Source organism: Nocardia sp. CDC160, from assembly GCF_035818795.1.
Lineage (GTDB): Bacteria > Actinomycetota > Actinomycetes > Mycobacteriales > Mycobacteriaceae > Nocardia.
Window position 1 is genome coordinate 441772 of sequence record NZ_JAYKYT010000003.1, and the last position, 20302, is coordinate 462073.

At 67.9% G+C, this 20302-nt stretch carries 17 protein-coding genes, 1 tRNA gene and 1 pseudogene; 13 read left to right on the top strand and 6 right to left on the bottom strand.

Going from position 1 to position 20302, the window contains the following annotated elements:
• Positions 1-103 precede the first annotated feature (103 nt).
• Positions 104-1114 (top strand): annotated as a pseudogene (locus VMT40_RS39380) (recombinase family protein); the annotation flags it as partial.
• A 30-nt stretch (positions 1115-1144) separates the two neighbouring features.
• Here VMT40_RS39380 and VMT40_RS16685 read toward each other — a convergent pair.
• Together VMT40_RS16685 and VMT40_RS16690 are read right to left on the bottom strand one after the other, a co-directional pair.
• Positions 1145-1615 (bottom strand): hypothetical protein, encoded by a 471-nt coding sequence (locus VMT40_RS16685; RefSeq protein ID WP_326359122.1) that lies wholly within the window; start codon positions 1613-1615, stop codon positions 1145-1147.
• A gap of 76 nt (positions 1616-1691) precedes the next feature.
• Positions 1692-1767, bottom strand: a tRNA-Ala gene (locus VMT40_RS16690).
• A 176-nt stretch (positions 1768-1943) separates the two neighbouring features.
• Between VMT40_RS16690 and VMT40_RS16695 the strand changes: the two genes are divergently transcribed.
• Genes VMT40_RS16695 through VMT40_RS16710 form a run of 4 tightly spaced genes read left to right on the top strand, consistent with a single transcriptional unit; the run spans position 1944 to position 6704 of the window.
• On the top strand, positions 1944-3104 hold the full coding sequence (locus tag VMT40_RS16695; protein ID WP_326359123.1) for a serine/threonine-protein kinase: 1161 nt from the start codon (positions 1944-1946) through the stop codon (positions 3102-3104).
• Positions 3105-3113: 9 nt separating this feature from the next.
• Positions 3114-3260, top strand: coding sequence for a hypothetical protein (locus tag VMT40_RS16700; protein WP_326359125.1), 147 nt, complete (start codon positions 3114-3116; stop codon positions 3258-3260).
• Positions 3261-3270: 10 nt separating this feature from the next.
• Positions 3271-4500, top strand: a complete 1230-nt coding sequence (locus VMT40_RS16705) for a hypothetical protein (protein WP_326359127.1) — start codon at positions 3271-3273, stop codon at positions 4498-4500.
• The gene (locus tag VMT40_RS16710; protein WP_326359129.1) at positions 4497-6704 is read left to right on the top strand and encodes a hypothetical protein; all 2208 of its coding nucleotides are present in this window, start codon (positions 4497-4499) and stop codon (positions 6702-6704) included. Before VMT40_RS16705 ends, VMT40_RS16710 begins: the two co-directional genes overlap by 4 nt.
• A 4-nt stretch (positions 6705-6708) precedes the next feature.
• Here VMT40_RS16710 and VMT40_RS16715 read toward each other — a convergent pair whose 3' ends face one another.
• Positions 6709-8082: a putative glycoside hydrolase gene (locus VMT40_RS16715; RefSeq protein WP_326359130.1), complete on the bottom strand. Its 1374-nt coding sequence runs from the start codon at positions 8080-8082 to the stop codon at positions 6709-6711.
• 82 nt (positions 8083-8164) lie between these two features.
• On the opposite strand from VMT40_RS16715, the gene VMT40_RS16720 reads away from it, so the two are divergent.
• A complete protein-coding gene (locus VMT40_RS16720; protein ID WP_326359132.1) occupies positions 8165-9166 on the top strand; it encodes a polysaccharide deacetylase family protein in 1002 nt (333 codons plus the stop codon).
• Between the two features lie 109 nt (positions 9167-9275).
• Here the strand turns inward: VMT40_RS16720 and VMT40_RS39385 are convergent, their stop codons facing one another.
• Positions 9276-10223, bottom strand: coding sequence for a Rieske 2Fe-2S domain-containing protein (locus VMT40_RS39385; protein WP_442789993.1), 948 nt, complete (start codon positions 10221-10223; stop codon positions 9276-9278).
• Positions 10224-10323: 100 nt separating this feature from the next.
• Here VMT40_RS39385 and VMT40_RS16735 point away from each other — a divergent pair, with 100 nt between their 5' ends.
• The 4 genes from VMT40_RS16735 to VMT40_RS16750 all read left to right on the top strand — a co-directional run bounded on the left by VMT40_RS16735 (position 10324) and on the right by VMT40_RS16750 (position 15739).
• Complete coding sequence (locus VMT40_RS16735; RefSeq protein ID WP_326359133.1) at positions 10324-11397, top strand: hypothetical protein; 1074 nt, start codon at positions 10324-10326, stop codon at positions 11395-11397.
• Positions 11398-11471: 74 nt separating this feature from the next.
• The gene (locus tag VMT40_RS16740; RefSeq protein ID WP_442789994.1) at positions 11472-12845 is read left to right on the top strand and encodes an FtsW/RodA/SpoVE family cell cycle protein; all 1374 of its coding nucleotides are present in this window, start codon (positions 11472-11474) and stop codon (positions 12843-12845) included.
• Positions 12846-12890: 45 nt separating this feature from the next.
• On the top strand, positions 12891-13958 hold the full coding sequence (locus tag VMT40_RS16745) for an amidohydrolase family protein (RefSeq protein ID WP_326359136.1): 1068 nt from the start codon (positions 12891-12893) through the stop codon (positions 13956-13958).
• Positions 13959-14314: 356 nt separating this feature from the next.
• Positions 14315-15739 carry a condensation domain-containing protein gene (locus VMT40_RS16750; protein WP_326359138.1) on the top strand — a complete coding sequence of 475 codons (1425 nt, stop codon included), beginning with the start codon at positions 14315-14317 and terminating at the stop codon, positions 15737-15739.
• A gap of 3 nt (positions 15740-15742) precedes the next feature.
• Here the strand turns inward: VMT40_RS16750 and VMT40_RS16755 are convergent, their stop codons facing one another.
• On the bottom strand, positions 15743-16552 hold the full coding sequence (locus VMT40_RS16755) for a class I SAM-dependent methyltransferase (protein WP_326359140.1): 810 nt from the start codon (positions 16550-16552) through the stop codon (positions 15743-15745).
• 113 nt (positions 16553-16665) lie between these two features.
• Here VMT40_RS16755 and VMT40_RS16760 point away from each other — a divergent pair, with 113 nt between their 5' ends.
• Both VMT40_RS16760 and VMT40_RS16765 read left to right on the top strand, forming a co-directional pair.
• Positions 16666-17265, top strand: a complete 600-nt coding sequence (locus VMT40_RS16760) for a TetR/AcrR family transcriptional regulator (RefSeq protein ID WP_326359141.1) — start codon at positions 16666-16668, stop codon at positions 17263-17265.
• A gap of 35 nt (positions 17266-17300) precedes the next feature.
• On the top strand, positions 17301-18698 hold the full coding sequence (locus VMT40_RS16765) for a sensor histidine kinase (RefSeq protein WP_326359143.1): 1398 nt from the start codon (positions 17301-17303) through the stop codon (positions 18696-18698).
• On the opposite strand, the gene VMT40_RS16770 is transcribed toward VMT40_RS16765, so the two are convergent.
• Positions 18624-19334 (bottom strand): response regulator transcription factor, encoded by a 711-nt coding sequence (locus tag VMT40_RS16770; protein WP_326359144.1) that lies wholly within the window; start codon positions 19332-19334, stop codon positions 18624-18626. The genes VMT40_RS16765 and VMT40_RS16770 overlap by 75 nt on opposite strands.
• Before the next feature lie 96 nt (positions 19335-19430).
• Between VMT40_RS16770 and VMT40_RS16775 the strand changes: the two genes are divergently transcribed.
• A complete protein-coding gene (locus tag VMT40_RS16775; protein WP_326359145.1) occupies positions 19431-20171 on the top strand; it encodes a phosphatase PAP2 family protein in 741 nt (246 codons plus the stop codon).
• Positions 20172-20302: the final 131 nt, after the last annotated feature.

A 20302-nucleotide genomic window follows, 5' to 3' on the forward strand; every position in this document is an offset into this window, starting at 1 on the left:
TCGCACACCGGCCCGAATCCCGATATCGGATTCCGGGCAGTCCCAGGCTATTTCGACTACTCAAGTTGGCGAGCAGCACTTATCGATTGGAAGGACTGGCAGCATGGCCCGTACCAAGAAACCTTCGGCCGGGCAGTTCTCCGCCGACCTGGCCGCATGGGAACAGGACGTGCGGGTAGGGACTTACACCCGCCGCTCCACCACCGAAGACAACCAGCCCTACTCCATCGAAGCCCAGGACGCCCGCCTGGACTCCTACATTGATTCCCAACCCGGCTGGCGACACACGACGTCGTTCACCGACGACGCCTCCGGCGCCAGCACCGAACGGCCCGGCCTGCAGCGCGCCTTGCAAGCCGCGCGTGCGGGACTCATCGACGTGCTCGTGGTCTACCGGGTCGACCGGTTCTCCCGCAACCTGCGTGATCTGGTCACTCTGCTCGATGAACTCGACCGGGCCAAGGTCGTGTTCCGCTCTGCCACAGAACCATTCGATACCTCCACTCCCATGGGTCGCATGCTGGTGCAGATGCTGGGCATGTTCGCCCAATTCGAACGCGACACCATCATCGACCGCGTCATCGCGGGCATGGAACGCAAAGCCGCCAAAGGCAAATGGAAGGGCGGCAAACGGCCCTACGGCTACCGGGTCGACAAGGCCACGCAAACCCTCGTCGTGGACGAGGCCGAAGCCGTGGTCGTGCGCATGATCTTCGACCTCTACGCCTGCCGTCGCCTCGGTGCCCGTGCCGTCGCCGCGGAGCTGAATGCGCGCGGGCACCGTGCCAGCACCGGCCGTGAATGGTCCGGCCACCATGTACTGCGGATCCTCAACAGCCGGATCTATCTCGGTGAGTTGACCTTCCGCGACACCACCGTCACCGACAGTCACCCCGCCATCATCGAAGCCGACACCTTCGACCGCGCCCAGGCGGTCCTCGAAGCACGCGGGGAATCCCACGCCCACCGCGCCGCCAACTTATCGGACTACCTCCTCACCGGCCGCCTGCGCTGCCCGCGCTGCGGGCGGGCCATGATCGGCACCCGCGCGACCGGACGTTCCCGTTCCTATCGCTATTACACCTGCTTCAACCGTGCCCGCTACGACAGCGACAAGTGCGACTTCACCCGCCTCGACGCCGACTCAGTCGACGCGGCCGTTCTGGAAGCCTTGGGCAAGTTCTACCGCACCCAGCACGATCTGATCAGCCAAGCCATCACGGCCCAGCAGCGATACCACCGCGATTCCAGTAGTGACACCCGCATCGAACTGGACGCCGTCACCGCCAAGCTCGCCAAAGCTCAGCAGGCGATCGACCGGTACCTGAACGCCTTCGAAAACGGCACCCTCGACCCCGAGCTCCTCGCCGGAAGGCTCAGCGAATTGCGCGCCAAGACAGGCCAACTCATCACCCGGCGCGACGAACTCACCGCCGCGCTGGCGAACGAACCCACCGCGCCGAAACCCGCAACGCTCGACGGCATCGCCGACCATATTGCCGACATCATCACCAATGGCACCCGTACCCAGGCCAAGGCGCTGATCGAGACCCTCGTTGCCCAGGTCGCCATCACCGGACCCGACCGCTTGGTCCCCACCTTCCGCATCCCCCAATCCGGAAACGACATTGGGGCGGGTACCGCTTCTGCGGTACCAGCCCCAATGGAGTCGGTTCGTGCAATGACACGATTGGTGGAGCTAAGGGGACTCGAACCCCTGACCCCCACACTGCCAGTGTGGTGCGCTACCAGCTGCGCCATAGCCCCGAGTGGTTGCCGATCGGTTTCCCGGGCGACTGGGAGAAGGTACACCATGGGACCCCCTGGGAGGCAAATCGGCTGGAGCGGGGGTGGGTGGGCGCGCGTAGACTCGCGGGTGATTCGTTGTCGTCCGGGGTGGGCCGTGGGAAGAGCGGCCGCTTCGCGGGGGAGGTCGCACGCGGGTGAGGCTCATCAATGGCCGGTACGAGTTGCGGGGGCTCGTCGGTAAGGGCGGGATGGCCGAGGTCTGGGATGCCTGGGATCGGCAGTTGCGCAGGCAGGTTGCGGTCAAGGTGCTCGATGCGGGGAGTCTCGCGGTGCGGGCGCAGGACGAGCAGGTGGCCTGGCAGCGGTTCGAGCGGGAGGCGCGGATCGCGGCGCAGATGAACTGCTCGAACATTGTGATGCTGCACGACTCGGGGGTGTTCGACGAGAACGGGTGCAGGTCACCGTTTCTGGTGATGGAGTTCATCCACGGGGAGAACCTGCGGCAATACATGCGCGGGCGCGACAATTGGGCGCTGCCGCAGATCGCGCGGATCCTGACCGATGCGCTCAGCGGGCTCGTGTACGCGCACTCCAAGCAGGTGGTGCATCGGGACATCAAGCCCGAGAACATCATGATCTGCCGCGACGGCACCGCGAAGCTGGCCGATTTCGGCATCGCGATCGAAATGCGCGAGAACATGCAGCGGCTCACGCGCGCCCATCAGGTGGTGGGCACGCAGAACTACTCCGCGCCCGAGTATCTCGAACACGGGCGGTTCACCCACCTCAGTGACGTCTACTCGTTCGCGGTCGTCTGCACCGAGGTGTTGGAGACGGTCTTCGCCCCGGCGAACCTGCCGCCGCAGCTGAAATCGGTGCTGGATCAAGCACTATCCCCCGACCCCGCGCTGCGTTTCCAATCGGCGGCGGAATTCCAGCACTACTTCCGCGATGCCGTGCACTCCGAGACCCGCGACATCACCCGAAAGATCAACGGCCCCAGGCCCGACCCGACCACCGTCCCGGTGCGATCGCAGACCAGCGTCCTCACCGGACCGGCCCCGCACACCAACGGCTCCGCCCCGCACACCAACGGCTCCGCCGGGCGCACCAACGGCACCGCCCTGCGCGCCGCGGAGCACGCGGGCGTCCACTTGCCCGCGACCGGCCTGTGGGGCATCTTCGTCCACCCGGCACTGGAATACCGCCAACGCGTCCTCGAGGGACTCACCCGTGACGATCCCCGCTACATCGGCGGCGTCCTGCTCGGCGCGGCCATCACCGGAATCGTGTTGGGCTGGCTGGTTTTCGTGCTGCTCGCCTGGGTGATCGTCACCCTCGCCGACCATCTCTGAGGAATCGCGATGAAACATCAACGGGCGGGCCTGGCCTGGCAGCAGTACGTGTACGCCGGGTCCCGGGCCTGGCATTGGCTGCGGGTCGCGGCCGGGGTCGGGGCGGGTGGTTTCCTGGTCACGCTGCTGTGGCTGACCTACACCGTGCTGCGCTGAGGTGTCCGCGGTGCGCATCGTCTGCCTGAACTGCCTGGCCGAGTTCAAATTCGACTCCACCCGCCGCTCCTGGATCTGGGTGCTGCGCCAACCCAATGGCGGCTTCGCCACCCGCGTCGGCGACTATTCGCGCCGACTGGACCGGCGCTGCCCCAACGGCTGCGAGATCGACGAGGAGATCCTCGACTATCCGACCACGGTGATCGGCTTCGTGGGCGAATCCGCCTCGTCCAAAACGCATCTCATCGTGTCGATGATCTATTCGGTCATGAACGACCCGGTGCTGGCCCGGGAGTGGTCCATCGTGCCGTCGCGGCGGTCCACCAAAATGCTTGCCGCGCTGGAGAACACGCTGATGAACCGGCAGGCCATCGGCTACACGCAGAAGCGCGGGTACGTCGGCGCGCCGGTGAACCGGCAGGAGAACGGCATCGGCCCGCTGGGCGCACCGCAGCCGCACCGTCCGCCCGCGCCGCCCATGGCCCCGCAGCAGACCCAGCACGCGTGGAGCGGCTGGCAGGTCCGCGCGCCGATCCTCATCAAGTTCACGTCGCTGTCCACCAGGCGCACGGTCAATCTGGCGTTCGTGGACGTGGCGGGCGAGGACGTGGCCGACGCCGAGATCGCCGCCAAGGTGAGCCCGCATCTGGCCGTCGCCGATTTCATCTGGTTCGTGGTGCCCTCGACGCTGAACAAGCAGTACCTGGCCATGATGCGCGAGCACGCCAATCCGGCCAATGAGGACAGTCTGAGCAATAGTGTCGAGCACTCCCAGACGGTCGGCCGCACCAAGATGATGATCGATCAGATCGCGAAGCTGTGGCGCACCGCCAATAGCTATCCACTGGATCTGCCGATCGAGCCGCCGCGCCTGCACGCCTCGACCATTATCGCCAAATCCGATCTGCTGTCGCTGATCAACCTGCCCGAGGTGGGCATCGTCGCGCCGCCGGTCGACTGGGCCGACAGCCCGTACAGCCTCAATGGTGCGGGCAACCTGTATCAGCCCGGCCAGATCGACTATCGCTCCGATGCCACGAGATCACTTGTGCGCAAGCTGTTTCCGGCCGTGGACGCGACCCTGTCCATCCATTTCCCGCACAACCGCTACTTCCCCGTCTCGGCCGTCGGCTGCGGCAAGCGGGCCGACAACACCTATCCGGTGTTCAAGCCGTTCGCCGCCGTGGATCCGGTCATCCACATGCTCAATCTGATCGATCACCTACGGGTGGCCAGATGACGGGTTTCGCGCAGCTGCTGTGCGGCTGGGCCGTGGTGAATCTGGAGTCCTCCGGGACGGGCGTCGGGGTGGTGGCACGCTCCGGAAACTGGCCTGCCGCACTGGGATCCACCACGCGTGAGCTCGGGGCGCTGGTCACCTGGGACGGTGCGCCGACGTCGCCGGAGGCGTTCGCGCTGGAGTTCACGGTGGCGCGCGGCCTGGCGGTGGGTGTCTTGAAGACGCCGTCCAATGCGCGACCCGGCACCTGCGTGGCGCATGTGATCGCCGGTGAGCGTCGCGCGATGGACGGCGCGACGACCGTGGCGCTCTATGACTCCGGCCGCTTCCTCACCACCCTGGACGATCCTGCCTACCCTACCGAGCACTGGGACGTACTGCCGGATTCCCTGCAACACAACGGTTCTAGCTTCGATGCGGCAGCCGACGCCTACCTGGACCTGGACTGGCTGGCCCCGCTCCTCGGCTATACGCTCGCGCATCTGGCCGGTCGCGGTCCGGCAGTCGAATTGCGCGTCGAACACGCCACGGACGCGCTGGCCATGCTGCGTGCGCTGTACGGAATGCTACCTCGAAACAGCCTGCGGGACTTGACCTTCAGCACGGCGAGCACCCCGACCTCACACCATGCGATCACCGCGGTGACCCGAGACAGCCATGGCCCATCCACCGGCGAACGCCGCATCGTCACGCCCGGCGACCGCGGCGACGAGTCCGATCTGTTCGTTCAACTCGGTCAACAGATCATCGGACATCGCCGCGCGGGAGTCGTCCTGCCCGAAAACCTCTCCACCGCAGAGGAAATCGGCACCTGGTGTTATCGCCGCCACCTGCGCGCGGTCAGCCCCGTCGAGCTCGATGACGATCGCCTAGCCGAGGTGATCACCGACCCCGACCTGAGCCCGGACTGGTTCCAGGACAAGACCGTCGCCACCCGCGCCATCCGCCTGGCACTCGGAAGACCCGGTGTGGCAAGGGCTCTGGCGCGAGTCGACCACCGCCCCAGCGTCCGGAAAACCTTCGAGAAGGTTCTCACCGACACCGTCATGGCCGACACCCGGGATCGCGACCGCACCGTCGAGGTCGCCCGCCAGCTCGGCTTCGATCTCAGCGCGGCGGTGGTGGCGGCCGCCCGCCGCCGCCTGGAGACCGGGCAGCTGTCGGCGGCGGACGCCGCCGCGGTGTGGCCGCGCCTGCACGACGACTGGTCCACCGGCAGTCACACACGCCGCCAGACGATCGCCGGATACCTGGACCGACACCGCGCGTTGCGCGAGCACGCCCTCGGCTCACGGGATCGCGCCCTGCTGCACAGGGCGTTACGGGCCGAGGTCGACGATCCGGGCGTCCCCACCGGGGGCAGTCACCTGCTGCGCACCGCCATGCATTCCCATCTCGCCATCGTGGCCCAGGTCGCGGTGGATGTGGCCTGCGACGGTCGCGACCGCTACGCCCTCGACCAGATCCTGACCTGCGCTCCCCCCGAACGCCTGCCCGCCCTCATCGCCGAATGCGCCCGCTACCCGGCCCTCGACGCCATCGCCCTGATGAAGGCCCTGACCCTGAGCCGCTCCGACCCGGCCGAACTGGTCGAAGCCCTGTACCCGGCCTGGCCCGACCTGCGCCGTCGCCTCGGCTTCCCGGCACCGATCGAGGAACTCGTTGTTCTCGACGCTTCCGGACCGACGCCGCACAATGGAGGCAACCGATTGCGCCGCAAAGGATTCGGACGCCGCAACGGTCGCGACTGGTCACACTCCGATCTGACCGCCCTGCTCGACTCCGCCGACGAACCCGCCCCCTTCGAGGAGGCCCGCGAAACCCTCGGCGCGGCCCTGCGTTCCGACCTCGACTACGTCGTCGACCGACTGATCGCCCGCACCCGAGCCGCCGACGGCCCGCAGGTCCTGCACCGCGTCCTCGCCACGACCCCGCCCGACCAGCTCCCCACGCTCGTCACGGCCTGCGCCCGCCAATGGGACCTGCCCCCAACCGTTCTCCTGCGCGCGCTGGCCGCCCTCGATCTCCCATCGGACGACCTGGTCGAGGCCCTCTCCGGCGGCTGGCGCTGGCTCCGCCTCCGCCTGGACCTCCCTCAGCCGATCGCGCCGCTGCTGGCCTTGTCCCCGCCGGAGGATCGGACCGATGCGTGGAATTCCCTTCCCCGAGAACAGGAATCGCCCCGCTGGCAGTTCTGGCGCTGACGGGTCAGTTCGTGGGCAGCCCACCCGCGTGGTAGCTCACCGCAGGATTCCACATGAAGTACCCGTTGTACCCCGCCGCGAGGGTCGCGTCGATCTGCGCGCGCACCTCCGAATCGCCGTAGGCCACCCCGAGGCTGAAGTCCTGCAACCACGGAATGATCTGCGCGGCAGTCCCTTCGGTGCGCGCCCGGAAGTCCTGCAACGACCGGAAGACGATGTCGTAGGGCTGGGCGTTGGGATTGGCCACGTCGTATTCCCCCGCGTGCCAGTGCGAGGGATAGAGCATCGGCGCGAGATAGTCGACATAACGCGCCATCGCCGGAATATCCTGCGCGATCTCGTCCGGCCGAGTAGCGGCGATACCGAACACGGCCGCGCCGAGCGATCCGCCCGCCGCGCGAATCGGCTCCCGAATATCGCGCAGGAAGTTCGCGATCGACTCCGACGGCGATTCCGTGAGCCCCGGGAACTGCATGCTCGACAGGCTGCCGTCCGGCCGCCGAATGTAGTCGTACATGACCCCGTCGAAGCCGAGGCGCGCGGCTTCCACGGCGAGATCCCGGTTGTAGGACCGGATCTCGGGGCTCGCGAAGTTGGTGAAGGCGATCGCCCCGTAGCCGCTGGAGTACGGCTGTCCACCCGGATTCTGGATCACCCAGTCGGGGTGGCCATTGTGCCAGGCCCAACTCGCCAGCGTCGGGTCGCGGAAGGCGACGATCCGACCCACCACCTTCAACCCCATGTCGTGCAGCTGCTTCAGCGCCGCCCCGGCATCGTAAATCGAACTGGCGGCACCGGATTCGCGCGCCAATGGCACCTGTGAGTCGTAGCCGACAATGCCGTCCTCGTCCTTGATATCGAGCTCGACGGTGTCGATGCGGCCCTCGCGCGCGAGATCCAGCACGGCCTCGCGCATGGGGTCATAGGCCCACGCGTAGGCGGTGACGTGGACGGCCCGGATCCGGGGCAGGACCACATCGACCTTCACCGGCGCGGTGGCCTTCTCGCCCACCTTGTTGGTCGCGACGAGCACGGTGTCGAGCGGCGCGTGCGGCAGCGCGAGCTCGAAGCTGCCATCCGCCCCGGGTCGTACCGATCGGTCGCCCACGGTCACCGTGGTCGCCCCGACCGCCTTGCCGCGCACCATCACCGGATCGCGATAGGAGGCTGCGGCCGCCAACGGCGCGAGCTCCACCCGCGGCGGCTCGGGCACGGCGGTGGCGGCCGACGGGCGGCTGCGCCCGAAGACGAAGACCGCGGCGGCGAGCATCAGGACCAGCACCGCGCCGACGGCGAGCAGGGCGGAACGCCGACGGCGGATCGACCGGAGTCGCATGAGCAACGTACACACCAACTTCCACTGACGCCTGTTGGGCATCACTATTACCCGAGCGCGCACGTGTCGGCCGATTTTCGCCGAGATCAACTCAAAACCGTTGTCGCAGCGTAGCGTTGCGGCGATGAAGGCGTGGGCCATGCTGCGAATGGTCACGGCGGCGCTGCTGTGCGCGACCGCCACCGCGTGCGGGGGGACGACCGCCACCGCACCACCCCCGGCCACCACGCCACCGGCCCCGACCTCCCGCCCGCCGGACCCGGCCGCGGTGGCCGCCAATGAGCTGGGTCAGATCCCGATCCTCATGTATCACCGGATCGAACCCGAGCCGAGCGGCGAATACGACCAGACGCCAGCGAAATTCACCGCCGAACTGGACCGTCTGTACACGGAGAACTATCGACCGATCACCATTGCCCAATACCTGACGGGCGGCATCGATCTACCGGCGGGCACCCACCCGGTCGTCCTCACCTTCGACGATTCCACCCGCACCCAACTCGCCCTCACCGATTCCGGCGACCCCACCCCGGACTGTGCGGTCGGTCTGCTCGAGCAATTCCATTCCCGCCACCCGGATTTCGCGGCCACCGCGACCTTCTACGTCAACAACGATCCCTTCGGCGACGATCCCCGCGCCCTGCCCTGGCTGGTCCGTCACGGCTACGACATCGGCGCGCACACCGCCACCCACCCGAACCTGGGTCGCCTCAATGCGACGGATGTCCAACGCGAACTGGTCCAGAACGTCCGCGCCATCACCGCCGCCGCGCCCGGCACCCCCATCCGCTCGATGGCCTTGCCCCTCGGCGTCTACCCCGCGGACCACGCCCTGGCCACCTCCGGCAGTTGGGACGGCACCCCCTACACCTTCGAGGCCGTGCTCCTCGTCGGCGCGAATCCGGCCCCCTCTCCGGCCGCCTCGACCATGGATCCGACCGCCCTGCCCCGAATCCGCTCGGGCCGCAGCACGGTCCCGTTCGACTCGACCTACTGGCTGGACTATTTCGCCGCCAATCCGGCCGCGCGCTACACCTCCGACGGCGACCCCGGCCACCTCTCCTTCCCCCGAGCCCAGGCCGACCAGTTGGCTTCACGATGGTCGGCGACGGCCCAGCCGTACTGATCGACGACTGGTGAGCGCACGCCTCGCAGGATGAGACCCGCTGCGCCGCGACCGATTCAGCAGCCGAGGCGTCCCGGCGGGACGATTTCGCACCACAAGGGTTTCGGCGTCAGCAGCCGAGGCATCCCGGCGGAATGATCTCGCACCACCAGGGTTTCGGCGGCGGGATGGGCGCGTTGGGGTCGCCTGCGCCCGAAACCACCCAGTCGCCTTGAACACTCACCTCGCGGCCATCGAGGGGACGGCTGGCAGGTCCCACCGCGACCGAGCCGTCGAGATTGAACTTGCTGCCGTGACAGGGGCAGTTGATGGTGCCGCCCGAGATGTCGTTGACGGCGCAGCCCAGATGGGTACAGATCACCGACAGACCCACGTAGTTGCCGGAGTTGGGCTGTGTGACAACGGTATTGCCGACAATGACCCCGCCGCCCACCGGGATGTCCGAGGTCCGGGCGAGCGCGTTCTCCGGAGCACCCTCCTCGGTGACCGTCACCGGTGCGGGCTCGGTCGCCTGCGGCTGTTCGGCCGCGGGCGCGACCGGCGGCGCGGGCGCGGGACCGGCGATCAATTGGCCGTCCTGAACACTGATCTCCCGCTCCGCGAGACCCCGCGTGGCCGGACCACGCACCAGCGAACCGTCGAGGGCGAAGGCGCTGCCGTGGCATGGACACGAGATCACGCCGCCCGAAATCGCGTTCACCGCACAGCCCTGATGCGGGCACACCGTCGAAAAGGCCAGGTAATTACCGGCATTCGGCTGTGTGACCACGGTGTCCCCGAGAATCACCCCGCCGCCGACCGGGACCTGCGACGTACTCGCGAGCACAGTCCCGTTGACCGGTGCCGGACCGGGTTCGGCCGCGGGCGCTTCCGTGGTCTCCGGCGGTTCTGCCGCGCTCGTGGTGGTCGGCGCGACCGTGGTGGTTGTGGTGGCCGTCGCGGCGGAGGTGTCGGCGGCTGTCGGCGACGTCGCGCGCTGACTCGTGCACGCGGCCGCCGCCATCACCACCCCCGCCGCGACGACGATCTCTCTGCGCCCCATGTGCTCGACACTCATCGTGACCTCGATTGCTCGGCACGCCGATGGTGTTGAAACGACTCAGCCGCCTGTCCGGTTCGATACCCGCCGTCGCCGAATTCGTGTCACGGTGGATGCCGTGTTCGGCGAGCGTGTGGCGAAGATGAGGTGGCGGCCCGGATCCGGCCGATTGGTCACGATCATGGCCGTCTGTTTCGGACTGACCGTGGTGATCACCCGGCTGTACCTGATGGCCTCGGGATATCCGAAGATCGGCGGCAAGACCTATCACATCGCGCACGCGCTGTTCGGCGGATTATTGCTGGTCATCGCCTGCCTGGTGATGTTCCTTTTCGCCGGGCGCGCGGCGCTCACTACCGCGGCGGCGCTGTCCGGGGTCGGTCTGGGCCTGTTCATCGACGAGGTCGGCAAGTTCATCACCTCCGACAACGACTACTTCTTCCCGCTGGCCGCGCCCATCATCTACCTGGCCTTCCTGCTCATCGTGCTGGTCGCCCGGTATGCCGCCCGCAGCCGAGTGCGCCCACCCGCGCTGGTACTGGCCGACGTCACCTCGCAGGTCGGCATGGATGTGGGCGCGCCGATCAGCGTCGAGCAACGCAATACCCTGTTGACCAGCCTCGATCGCATAGACCGCAGCGGCTTCACCCCCGACACCGTCGCGCTCTGCGATGCCCTCGGCACCTACCTGCGCACCACCCACGAACGCGCCCGGCCCTCCCGATTCACCGGAATCCGGCACGCGTTTCGGCGCTTCGAGGACGCGGTGCTGCCGCGACGGGTCCTCGCGGCCCTGCTCATCACCGTCCTCATCGGCCATGCCGTCTGGACGCTGCTGCGGCTGGTGCTGGCCGTCATCGTGATCTCGGGCTGGCATTCGCCGTGGACGGCCGTCAACCACTTCCTCGACGTCACCCAGAACCACGGGTGGAAGGCCTTGGTGGGCTTGGGCATCGCCGCGGCCGCCGAGGTCGCGGTCGGGCTCGGCTGCGCGGTGGCGGCGGTGGCGTGGATTCGCGGCCGCGCCGATATCGGTGTCCGGCTGGGCATCTGGTCCAGCATCATCTCGCTGACCTTGGTGAATGTGCTCGCCAGTTATTTCAGCCAGTTCCTGACCGTGTTCACCGCCATAGCCGAAGCCCTCCTGCTTTGGCTCCTCATCCGCTACCGGACGCGATACTGTTCGGTGTGAGCGCATTTCGGCACAGCCCTCCCCCGGCGAAGTCGAGAGGGCGTGTTCCGCGCAACGCCGAGTTACTTCTGTGCGTGGCCGCACTGGCCCTGACCGCCTTCGCGTATCTGGCCATGACCTCGGCCACCGGCAATGGAATCGACGGCCAGGCCACTCGGGCGCTGGCGGTTTTCACGGTGTTCGTGGTGGTGTCGCATCTGGCCGTGCGCCGCTGGGCACCCGCGGCCGACCCGGTCCTGCTGCCGTGCGTGGTGCTGCTCAATGGCATCGGGCTGGTGCTCATCGACCGGCTCGACCGCGCCGAGGCGGTCACCGCCAAGAACGCGGGCAAGGCCATACCGTCCTCGGATTCGGCGCATCAGCTGATCTGGACCGGGCTGGGCATGCTGCTGTTCGTGCTGGTGCTGGTGTTCGTCCCCGACCACACCAAGCCCGCACGCTACGGCTACACCTGCGGACTGGCCGGTGTGGTCGCCCTGCTCATCCCCGCGCTGCTGCCGTCGCGCTTCAGCGAGGTCAATGGCGGCAAGAGCTGGATTCTGCTGAGCGGATTCTCGATTCAGCCCGGTGAATTCGCGAAGGTGCTGCTCATCATCTTCGTGGCGGCCTTCCTGGTCGCCAATCGGGAGCTGTTCACCAGCGCCGGAAAACGCGTGCTGGGCATGACCTTCCCGCGCCTGCGCGATCTCGCGCCGCTGCTGCTGGTCACCTTCGTCGCGGTGATCGTGCTCGTCTACGAGAAGAACCTGGGCTTCTCGCTGCTGGTCTTCGGCACCGTGCTGGCCATGATGTACATCGCCACCGGGCGGGCGGCATGGCTGCTGATCGGGCTGGGCATGTTCGTGATCGGCGCGTTCATCGCCTATCAGCTGTTCGGGCACGTGCGGGTGCGCGTCGAGGTGTGGAAGGACCCGTTCGCCACGTATTACACGACGGGCTATCAGATCTCACAGGGGCTGTTCGGCATGGGCACCGGCGGGCTCGCCGGGACCGGGCTGGGCAGCGGGCGGCCGCAGGACGTGCCATTCGCCAAGACCGACTTCATCATCTCCACCATCGGCGAGGAACTCGGGCTGATCGGGCTGGGCGCGGTGCTGGCGCTGTTCCTGATCCTGTGCGTGCGCGGCTTCAGCGCGGCGCTCACCACCCGCGACGCCTTCGGCAAGCTGCTCGGCGGCGGGCTGGCGTTCTCGATCGGCTGGCAGCTGTTCGTGGTCGTCGGCGGCGTCACCAAACTCATTCCGCTGACCGGTCTCACCACGCCGTTCATGTCCTACGGCGGTTCCTCGCTGCTGGCCAACTACATCATTCTGGCGCTGCTCATCCGGATTTCCGCCGACGCCCGCTCCGCCCCGCCGCCGCCCACCCGGCCCACGCCGACCGTCCCGCCCATCGCCGAGGCCATGACCGAACACGTCTCCCGGCGCCTCCTGCCGCGCCGCCGCTGACCTCGATTGCCTGTCGCCCGTGACAAATCGGAGCATTCTGGTCAGGTGACCTCTTCAAGCAACCGGACCGCCCTCGACAATGTCCGCGTCTTCGACGGCCGCACCCTCAGCGAACGGACCACCGTCGTCATCGACGGCGCGGTCATCGGCACCGACGATGACGGCGCGCAGCGCATCGACGCGGGCGGGGCGATCCTGCTCCCCGGCTTCATCGACTGCCACGTGCACGTCAACGACGCCGAAACCCCCGCCAAGCTCGCCGCTTTCGGCGTCACCACGGCCCTCGACATGGCCTGCCCGCCCGACACCGTCGCTCCGCTGCGAAACACCGTCGGCACCTGCGACATTCGCAGCGCGGGCATGGCCATCGTCGGCCCCGACGGCATGCACAGCAAGTTCCTCGGCGAGGAGGCGATCATCCGCTCGGCCGACCGGGCCGAACCCATGGTCGCCCAACGCCATTCCACCGGCTCGGACTACATCAAACTGGTCCTCGAGGCCCCCGGCGACGGCGGCCCCGACCCGGCCTCCGCCAAAGCCGTTGTCGCCGAGGCGCACGCCCGAAACCTGCGGGTCGTCGCCCACGCCGCGACCGTCGGCGCGTACACCCTCGCGGTCGACGCGGGCGTCGACTTCATCACCCACATCCCCACCGGAAACCCCCTGCCGCCCGCCGATATCGCCCGCATTGCCGCCGAGTCCCGGGTTGTGATCCCGACCCTCACCATGATGGAGGCCATGACCGCCTTCCGCGGCGTCCCCGAAGCCTTCCCTGCCGCCCTCGACAATGTCCGCGCCCTCCACACCGCTGGCATCCCCCTGCTGGCGGGCACCGACGCCAACGCCTCCACCGGCGTCCCCATCAACCCGCGCTTCGGCGAAAGCCTTCACCACGAACTCGAGCTGTTGGTCCGTTCGGGCCTCTCCACGACCGAAGCCCTCAACGCCGCAACATCCCTCCCCGCCCACCACTTCGCCCTCACCGACCGCGGCTCCATCACCCCGGGCCTACGCGCCGACCTGGTCCTCATCGAAGGCGACCCCTTGGCCGACATCACCGCGACCCGGTCGATCCGCCAGGTGTGGTCTGCGGGTGTTGCTCTCGAGCGCTAGGACTTTCGAGTAACGGCTAAATGGGCCGATTCGTGCACTATCGGCACATATTCGACAGGAACCTGCCCTCATAGCACGAATAATGCAGGAATCGGCCCAGTCTGCCCCGCCCACATGGCCCACACACGCCTTCCCCCTGGTCCCGCAGTCGATTTCCAGCTCTGGGTGACCCCGGTCTCACTTCTCGCCCAGCGGAATTGCCAACGCGTTGCTACGGTGTGCCGGATCGTCACCTCGTAGTGCTGCCGGGCTCTCGGGTGGCGGTGTGAGATCGTTCGAAAGCTGAGAGGGCGGCATCGATGGTCGGGCCGGTTGCTGTCTGGACCGGGCCACTGGAGCGGCGCAAACCCGCTGACGTGGCCGAATTCTTGCACGTTGTGGCGGAGCCGGAGCCACTGCGCCGTATGCCGCGGTCGCCGCGGATTCCCCTGGCACCGGCGCAGGAGCGCATGTGGGCGGCCGCGGCCGCCGGGCGGTCCGCTGACTGGAATGTTGCTCGAGCATTTCGAATTCGTGGCGCGGTCGTGAATACCGCCGCGCTGCGGGCCGCGCTCGATGATGTGGTGCGGCGGCACGCGCCGCTGCGCACCTGCTATCCGGGGACCGCCGACGGGCCGATCCAGATGGTGATGGACGCCGACGTGGCGCGGGTGGATGTCGAAGTCGTCGACAGCTTTCCGGGTGAGCTGACCGAGCGGATCGCCGAATTCGCGAGCCGTGCCTTCGATCTCGCGTCGGAGCTGCCGATCCGGGCCCGCATTTGTCGACTCGGCAGCCGGGATGTGGTGCTGGCGTTGGTGGTTCACCATATTTCGCTGGACGGTCAGTCCATTCCGCCGCTCATGCGGGATCTGGTCACCGCCTACCTGGCGCGCACCGCGGGCCAGGCCCCGGCGTTCGCCCCGCTGCCCGTCGACTACATCGATTACACGCTGTGGAAGCACGAGTACCTGGGTGCGTACGACGATCCGTGCAGTCGCGCCAGCACGCAGCTGCGTTACTGGGCCAACAATCTCGTCGGCCGCCCCACACCCCTCGAATTGCCCTACGACAGACCGCGTTCCGCACGGTCCGACGCCGCCGGAGACATCATCCAGGTGCGCTTCGACGCCACCCTGCACCAGGCGCTGCTCGCGCGGGCGCGGCAGGCGGGCGCCAGCCTGTTCATGCTGTTGCAGACCGCGTTCGCGCTCAGCGTGGCCGCCTTCGCCAAGTCCCCGGACGTGACCGTGGCGACCGCCGTCTCCGGCCGCGATGATCCGCAGCTGGCGGACCTGGTCGGCAATTTCGCCGATGATGTCCTGCTGCGCATTCGTGTGGACCGTGCCGCCGATATGAGCGACCTCATCGCCCAGGTGCGCCGCGTCGCGCTGGCGGCCTTCGCCCATCCCGACACCCCGAATCCCCGGCTGCGGCGCAGCCTTCCGCAGGATCCGGGGCACCCGCTGTTCCAGGCCACCCTCATTCTGCAGCGCGCCGATGCCGCCCCGCCCGCCCCGACGCCCGCCGGGATCTCCATCACCGACTTCCCGACGGGCGTGGTTCGAGCCAAGCACGACCTCGAATTCGGACTCACCGAGAACTACGACCACACCGGCGCACCCACCGGCATTACCGGCCCGTTCCTCTACCCGACCGCCCGCTTCGACCGCGCGACGGCCGCGCGCTTCGTCGAAACCTTTGGCACCATGGTCGAACTCGTGGCCTCCGGATATACCGGACCGCTCGCGCCGCTGCTGTTTCCCGAGCCGCGTCGTCGCGGTCGTCGCCGAAACCGCTGACGGTCAAGGCTTCCGGGCGATGCCCCGGATGGCGCGCAATCGGCCGTCGGCCAGAGCCGCCGTCAGATTCTCGACCTTCTCGGGGAAGTTGGCGACGAAGGCGTGCAGGCCAACCGGATTCGGAGGTGCCGCGAGCACCATCCGCATGACCTGACCGGCCTGGCCGGTCAGATCGTCCCAGTGCTCGAGGGTCAATCCCGACCGTTCGATCACCGCGCGCAGAGTGTCCGGCGTCGCGAGATGACTCTGTTCCGGTCGGTCCGCCCAGGGCAGTGGGAACTCTGGCACGCCGGTCCCCGAGGCGGCGATATCCCACAGGGCAAGCAGGCCACCGTGATTCAGAACCCGGTACGCCTCGCGGTACAGCGCGTCCTTGTCCGCGATGTTCATCTGCACGTGCTGGCTGAACACGACATCGAACGTCTCGTCGCCGAACGGCAATGCGGTGACATCGCCCTGCCGCACGGTGATCCGATCGTCCAGCCCGACAACGCCATTGAGCCAGCGCGCCGTCTCGCAATAGTCCTCCGTCAGATCAACCGCGTCCACGCGACACTTGTAGGTCTCCGCGACGAAGCGGGCGGTACCGCCGATCCCGCTCCCGGCGTCGAGAACCCTGCTTTCCGGTGAGAGACCGGCCAGCTCGGCCAGGCCGCCGGTGGCGATCCGGCCCATGGTGTGGAAGTCCTCCACCAGGGTGAGATCGCCGAGTCCCAGCCGCTGCGGATCCTTGCCCGCCGCGATCAGGGCCTTCTCGATATCGAGCCGTGAGACGCCCGATGAATACGGTGTGTCGATTGAAATGTCGTTCATTTCAGCACTTTTCATTCGAAGACTCGGATCGGACCTGAAAGTAACCACTGGTCACATCTTCGAGTATCCGCACCGATGTGACCGCCGTCAACATTCCGTGCGATCCTGTCCGAATGAGTCCCGCCGAGTCGTCCCGCAGCTCCTACCATCACGGCGCGCTCCGCTCGGCCCTCATAGACGCCGCCATCGCCCTCGCCGAGCAGGGCGGACCGGAGCGCGTGGTGTTGCGCGAGGTGGCTCGCGCCGCGGGCGTCTCCCACTCCGCCGCCTACCGTCACTTCGCCGACCGGGAGGCGCTGCTGGCCGAGGTGTCCCGGCACGCCCGCGCCGAACTCGCCGCCGAAATGCGCCGCCGCATCGGCCGCACCGATGACCCCAGGGTGCGCCTGCATGCGGTCGGCACGTCCTATATCGACTTCGCCCTGACCCGAACGGGGTTGTTCCGCAGTGCGTTCGGTGCGCATTCGACGGCTGGCGAACCCGACGACGACCCGCATCTCGTCCTCGGCCAAGTGCTCGACGAGGCGGTGGCGGCCGGATTGCTGGCACCGCCACTGCGTCCCGGCGCGGAGATCGCCGCGTGGTCGGCCGTGCACGGTCTGGCCGATCTGCTGCTCGACGGATCGCTCCCCGCCAGTCCCGCCGAGATCGATTTCGCGGTGTCGCAGGTGCTCGGCCTGGTCAATCGCGGCCTGCTCGACGGCGAGGGCTGATGATGATCGGCCGGGCACATGACCATGATGGGAGCGTGCATCGAATCCCGGACTGGCTGCGTCCATCCCGCTGGGGCCTGCGGATCAGGTCCGCCATCGCTGCCGCGCTGGTGGTCGGCGCGGTCCTGTTGCTGGCGGCCGGGGCCATGCTGGGGCTGTTCAACAGGTCCCTGTTGCGCGAGATCGACGCGGCCGCGGGCACGCGCGCTGACGCTATCGTCGGTGAACTGACCCGTGGTTCGCTCGCCGATCTGCCGACGTCACTGATGGAGGCGACCGGGCAGATCGGCGTGGTGCAGATTGTCGACGCGCAGGGGCGGATCGCCCGGGATTCGAATCCGAAACTGACTGCGCCGCTGCTGAATCCGGCGACGGTGAGCCAGCCGGAGAGCGGGCGTCGTCCGGTCTCCGAGTACGACGAGGACCTGCGGGTGTCGGCGCGCACCGCCACCACGCCCGAGGGCCGGTTCGTGGTTCTGGTCGCGGGCGACAGCGAGCCCGCCGAGAACGCGGTGAAACGGGTCGCGGCGCTGATCGCGGTGGGCGGGCCGATCGTGGTGGCCGCGGCCGCGCTGGCCACCTATCTGCTGGTGGGGCGGTCGCTGCGGTCGGTGGAGGCGATTCGCAGCCGGGTGGCGGGCATCGGCTCGGCCGGACTGTCGGAGCGGGTGCCGGTACCGGTGGCGCGTGATGAGATCGCGCGACTGGCCGTGACCATGAACGACATGCTCGCCCGCATCGAGGCCGGGCACGAGGCGCAACAGCGCTTTGTCGGCGACGCCTCGCACGAATTGCGCAGTCCGCTGGCGGCGATCACGGCGGCGCTGGAATTGGCGCGGGATCGGCCGGAAGTGCTGGACGCCGAATTGATCGGTGGCACACTGCTTCCCGAGACCGAACGCATGCGCCAGCTGATCGAGGATCTGTTGACGCTGGCGACCGCGGACGAGAGCGGACTCGACGTGCGCGGCGAGGATGTGGATCTCGATGATCTGGCCGCCGAACAGGCGGTGGCGCTGCGGGCCCGGGACGGGTACACGGTGCGGACCGACATTACGGCCGTGCGCATACGGGGCGATCGGCCCAAACTCGCACGGGCACTGCGCAATATCGTCGACAATGCGGCGGCACACGCACGCGAGACCGTGGCCATTACCGTGTCACGCGACGGGGATCGCGCCATCGTGGTCGTCGATGACGACGGACCCGGCATTCGGGTGGCCGATCGGGAGCGGGTCTTCGGACGCTTCGTGCGGCTGGAGGCCGATCGGGCCCGCGCCACCGGTGGATCCGGGCTCGGCCTCGCCATTGTCGCGGAAATCGTGGCCGCGCACGGCGGGTCGGTCACGATCGGCGAATCACCGTGGGGTGGAGCTCGATTCGTCGTCGACCTGCCCGTCGGGGTCGATCAGCCGATAGCCGACGCCCCGTAGCGTCTCGATGCTGTTGCGGCCGAACGGCGTATCGATCTTCCTGCGCAAATAGCCGACGTACACCTCGACCACGTTCTCGGGCCCGTCATAGTGCGCGTCCCACACGTTGTGCAGGATCTCGGTCTTGGTCAGCGCCAATCCCTTGTGCCGCAACAGGAATTCGAGCAGTCCGAATTCGCGCGGGGTGAGGGTCAGGGCGGTGTCGCCGCGCCGGACATGGCGGCGGGCCGGGTCGAGCACCAGGTCGCCCGCGGCGAGCAAGGCGGGCTGCTGGGGGGCGCGGCGGCGCAGCAGGGCGCGCAGCCGGGCGATGAGCACGACGAAGGAGAACGGTTTGGTCAGGTAGTCGTCCGCACCGAGGTCGAGCGCGTCGGCCTGTTCGTAGTCGCCGTCCTTGGCGGTCAGCATGAGGACCGGTGTGGTGACATCCCGCGCGCGCAGCCGCCGCAGCACCTCGTATCCGCTCAGGCCCGGCAGCATGATGTCGAGCACGATCACGTCGAATCGCTGCTCGCCCGCCGCCCAGAGCCCGTCGGTCCCGGTGTGGGCGAGTTGCACCACGAAGCCCTCGAGCTCGAGCCCGCGCTGAATCGTCTGTGCCAGCCGCACCTCGTCCTCGACCACCAGCACTCGCACGGCACCAGCATGCCGGATCGCTCCCCGGACTGGGCCGCAGGCCCGGGCACCGGTCTCTCAACGTTCTCTCAGCGATGCCATGGCAACCTCGATGACATGCTGTCCACACCACCCGCACAGGAAGCAGAGCCCACGACGAACCGGCCGCATCGATCTCCGGACTCCGTTCTCCCCGGCGTCCTGATCGCGCTCGCGCTGGCGGCGGCCGTCCTCGTTCTGACCTGTGTGGTGGTGTACGCCAATGGCCCGGCGGGCCCGGATTCGGCCTGGCTGCAATGGTTCATCGACCATCGGACCGCGGCGCTGACGACGGTCGCCAAGGCGGTCAGCATTGCCGGTGACACCACGTCGGTCGCGATCTACTCGGCGCTGGCGTGCGTGCTGCTGGCCTGGCGGAAGTACTGGGAGCAGGCGGTGCTGATCGCGGTGGCGGCGATCGGCGCGGGTGCGCTCACGTTCTTCGGCAAACTCTTGATCGGCCGCGATCGGCCGCCGGTGATCGACCACCTGGTCACCGAGACGAACCACTCCTACCCCTCCGGCCACGCCCTCGGCTCGACGGTGGTCATCGGTGTGCTGGTGGCCGTGGCCCTTCCCGTCCTGGGCCGCCTGGCCCGCATCCTCGCACTAGTGCTCGCCACCCTCTTCGTCATCGCCGTAGGCCTGTCCCGCCTGTACCTCGGTGTCCACTGGCCCACCGACATCCTGGCCGGATGGCTAGTCGGCCTCTGCTGGCTCACAATCTGCCTCACCGCGCGCCCATACCTACGAATTCCACAGCTCCGTATTTATCCACAGCCCAAGGAAATCCCCAGTTCGCCGTCCGAGGACGACTAGCGAACTCTGCCACCCTGGTCCGATGATCCGAACCCGAGCGGAACATGTTGGCCAACCCGAGGTGGGCCGATCCCTGCATTTTTCGGGGCGTAGCAGCAGGTTTCTGTCGAAATGTTGCTGATTGTGCAGGG